The sequence below is a fragment of the Mesorhizobium sp. M7A.F.Ca.CA.001.08.2.1 genome, assembly GCF_003998455.1.
GTDB classification, from domain to species: domain Bacteria; phylum Pseudomonadota; class Alphaproteobacteria; order Rhizobiales; family Rhizobiaceae; genus Mesorhizobium; species Mesorhizobium ciceri.
In genome coordinates, this window is record NZ_RZPW01000614.1 from 1 (window position 1) to 3,904 (window position 3,904).

Here is a 3,904-nt window from a genome sequence, read left to right on the forward strand (position 1 = left end):
CCGCAACACCCCGCGGCGCACGGCGTTTTGCGCCTTGTGCTGGAGCTGGACGGCGAAGTCGTCGATCGCGTCGATCCGCATATCGGACTGCTGCATCGCGGTACCGAAAAGCTGATCGAAGCCAAAACCTATCTGCAGGCGGTACCCTATCTCGACCGGCTCGACTATTGCGCGCCGATGAACCAGGAACATGCCTTTGCGCTGGCCGCCGAGCGTCTGCTCGGCATCGAGGTGCCGAAGCGCGGCCAGGTGATCCGCGTTCTCTACAGCGAGATCGGCCGCATCATGTCGCACATCCTCAATGTGACGACGCAGGCGATGGACGTCGGTGCGCTGACGCCGCCGCTGTGGGGCTTCGTCGAACGCGAAAAGCTGATGGTGTTCTATGAGCGCGCCTCCGGTTCGCGCATGCATGCCGCTTATTTTCGGCCCGGCGGCGTCCATCAGGACCTGCCGCGTCAGCTGGTCGAGGACATCGGCAAGTGGATCGACCCGTTCCTGAAGTCGATCGACGACCTCGACCGGCTGCTGACCGGCAACCGCATCTTCAAGCAGCGCAATGTCGATATCGGCATCGTCTCGCTGGCGGATGCCTGGGCTTGGGGTTTTTCGGGCGTGATGGTGCGTGGCTCGGGTGCAGCCTGGGACCTGCGCAAGTCGCAACCCTATGAATGCTATTCGGAGATGGATTTCGATATTCCGATCGGCAAGAACGGCGACTGCTTCGACCGCTACCTCGTGCGCATGGAAGAAATGCGCCAGTCGGCGAAGATCATGCGCCAGTGCGTCGACCTTTTGCTCGGCAAGGAGAGCACCGGCCCGGTGTCGAACCTCGATGGCAAGGTGGTGCCGCCCAAGCGCCAGGCGATGAAGCGCTCGATGGAAGCGCTGATCCATCACTTCAAGCTCTACACCGAGGGTTATCGCGTGCCGGCCGGCGAGGTTTACGCCGCCGTCGAGGCGCCGAAGGGCGAATTCGGCGTCTATCTGGTCTCCGACGGCTCCAACAAGCCCTACCGCTGCAAGCTGCGCGCGCCGGGTTTCGCGCATCTGCAGGCGATGGATTTCCTCTGCCGCGGCCACATGCTGGCCGACGTCACCGCCGTTCTCGGCTCCCTCGACATCGTGTTTGGTGAGGTCGATCGCTAAATGTCAGTCCGCCGTCTCGCAGAAGCCAGCGTCCAGCCAGCATCCTTCGCCTTCAACCGGGCGAATGCCGCGGCTGCGAAGCAATGGATCAAGAAGTACCCGAAGGGCCGTGAACAGTCGGCCATCATCCCGCTTCTGATGATAGCACAGGAGCAGGAAGGCTGGGTGACGAAGGCGGCGATCGAGACGATCTCCGACATGCTCGGCATGCCGCGCATCCGCGGGCTGGAAGTCGCGACCTTCTACACGCAGTACCAGTTGAATCCGGTCGGCACGCGTGCGCACATCCAGGTCTGCGGCACCACGCCCTGCATGCTGCGCGGTTCGGAAGCGCTGATGGATGTCTGCCGCTCCAAAATCCATCACGACCAGTTCCACACCAACGACAAGGGAACCTTGTCCTGGGAAGAGGTGGAATGCCTCGGTGCCTGCGTCAACGCGCCGATGGTGATGATCTTCAAGGACACGTTCGAGGATCTGACGCCGGAACGCCTGGCTGAAATCATCGATCTCTATGACGCCGGCAAGGGTGCTGCGGTGGAACCGGGGCCGCAGAACGGCCGCACCGGCTCGGAGCCGGCCTCCGGCCTCACCACGCTGAAGAGCGAAAAGGCGATCCTCAAGTCGACCCGCGACAGGGAAGCCAGGGAGGCGGCCAAGGCCGCCAGGGCGGCACCCGACGCGATCGTCGCAGCGCCGGTGCCGGCGCCGGCCGCGGCCCCTGTCGCACCGTCCAACACCAGCAAGCCGAAGACCGACGCCCCTGAAACCAGCCCGGCGTTGAAGACGCCTTCAAAAACCAAGGTCGCGCCGGCGGTTGAAAAGGCGGCGAGTGTTGCCGCTCCACTGCATTCGGCCGCCAATGCCAACAAGGCAGACTCCAAAGTCGAGCAGGTTTCCAAGCAGCGCAGTGGCCCCATCACCAAGGCCGAGCCGGCCTCCGCCTTCAAGGCGCCAGAGGTCAAGGTACCGGCCGCCAAGCCGGCCAAACCGTCGCTCGGGGACAAGAACCGCCCGGCCGGCATCGACAGGCCGGCACAGGTCGATGACCTCAAACTGATCTCCGGCGTCGGCCCCAAGATCGAGGGCATCCTGCATACGCTGGGCATCTTTACCTTCGCGCAGGTCGCGTCGTGGAAGAAGGCCGAACGCGAGTGGGTGGATGGCTATCTCTCTTTCCAGGGCCGCATCGATCGCGACGACTGGGTCAAGCAGGCCAAGGCGCTCGCCAAGGGTGGCGTCGCCGAATACATCCGCGTCTTCGGCAAGAAGCCGGTCTGAGGGACGAAAAATGCTCGGGGATAAAGACCGCATCTTCACCAATATCTACGGCCTGTTCGACAAGTCCTTGGCCGGCGCGATGGCGCGCGGCGCCTGGGATAACACGCCCGGCATCGTCGCCAAGGGCCGCGAGTGGATCGTCAACGAGATGAAGGCGTCGGGCCTGCGCGGCCGTGGCGGCGCCGGCTTCCCGACCGGCCTCAAATGGTCGTTCATGCCCAAGCAGAGCGATGGCCGGCCGAGCTATCTCGTCATCAACGCCGACGAATCCGAGCCCGGCACCTGCAAGGACCGCGACATCCTGCGCAACGACCCCCATACGCTGGTCGAGGGCGCGCTGCTTGCCGGTTTCGCCATGGGTGCGGTTGCCGCCTACATCTATGTGCGCGGCGAGTTCATCCGCGAGCGCGAGGCGCTGCAGCGCGCGATCGAGGAGGCCTATGAGGCCAAGCTGATCGGCAAGAACAACACCTCCGGCTACGATTTCGACATCTACATGCACCACGGCGCCGGCGCCTATATCTGCGGCGAGGAGACAGCGCTCCTCGAAAGCCTCGAAGGCAAGAAGGGCCAGCCGCGGCTGAAGCCGCCATTCCCGGCCAATGTCGGCCTCTATGGCTGTCCGACCACGGTCAACAATGTCGAATCGATCGCGGTTGCGCCGACCATCCTGCGCCGCGGCGCGGCCTGGTTCTCGTCCTTCGGCCGGCCCAACAATGTCGGCACCAAGCTGTTTTGCATCTCCGGCCACGTCAACAATCCGTGCACGGTCGAAGAGGCGATGTCGATCCCGTTCCGCGAGCTGATCGAGACGCATTGCGGCGGCATTCGCGGCGGCTGGGACAATCTTTTGGCGGTCATACCGGGCGGCGCTTCGGTGCCGCTGGTGCCGGCCGAACAGATCATCGACGCGCCGATGGATTTCGACGCGCTGCGCGACCTCAAATCCGGCCTTGGAACCGCGGCTGTCATCGTCATGGACAAGTCGACCGATGTCGTGAAGGCGATCGCGCGGCTTTCCTACTTCTACAAGCACGAGAGCTGCGGCCAGTGCACGCCATGCCGCGAAGGCACCGGCTGGATGTGGCGGGTGATGGAACGGCTGGTGCGCGGCGAGGCGCAGAAGCGCGAGATCGATATGTTGCTCGACGTCACCAAGCAGATCGAAGGCCATACGATCTGCGCGCTGGGCGACGCGGCGGCATGGCCGATCCAGGGCCTGATGCGGCATTTCCGCGGCGAAGTGGAGCGGCGCATCGACGAGTTTTCGCGCAATGCGCACCGGGCCGAGCCTGTGATGGTGGCGGCGGAATAGAAGAACGTTTTACGCGGACGAAAGTCCGCAGCGAAGGGCGGGGCGAACGACGAAACGACCAGGAGAACTCTATGGCGCCGTATTCGAACCCGCTGATGCCCAATTTGGACCAGATCGAGCAGATGAACCAGGACTTGACCAGGATGATGCCGAAGGAGA

The 3,904-nt window shown here is 63.8% G+C and carries 3 protein-coding genes; all 3 read left to right on the top strand.

From position 1 onward, the window contains the following. A partial coding sequence (locus tag EN914_RS27460; protein WP_127389387.1) for an NADH-quinone oxidoreductase subunit D occupies positions 1 to 1,149 on the top strand: 1,149 nt, incomplete at its 5' end. Further along, the gene (locus EN914_RS27465) at positions 1,150 to 2,430 is read left to right on the top strand and encodes an NADH-quinone oxidoreductase subunit E (protein WP_024501360.1); all 1,281 of its coding nucleotides are present in this window, start codon (positions 1,150 to 1,152) and stop codon (positions 2,428 to 2,430) included. A 10-nt stretch (positions 2,431 to 2,440) separates the two neighbouring features. Next, positions 2,441 to 3,745, top strand: a complete 1,305-nt coding sequence (nuoF, locus tag EN914_RS27470) for an NADH-quinone oxidoreductase subunit NuoF (protein ID WP_013531094.1) — start codon at positions 2,441 to 2,443, stop codon at positions 3,743 to 3,745. The last annotated feature ends 159 nt before the right edge of the window (positions 3,746 to 3,904 follow it).

Coding starts and splice junctions, on each gene's coding strand:
- EN914_RS27465 (WP_024501360.1), top strand. CDS start 1,150: ATGTCAGTCCGCCGTCTCGCAGAAGCCAGCGTCCAGCCAGCATCCTTC.
- nuoF (WP_013531094.1), top strand. CDS start 2,441: ATGCTCGGGGATAAAGACCGCATCTTCACCAATATCTACGGCCTGTTC.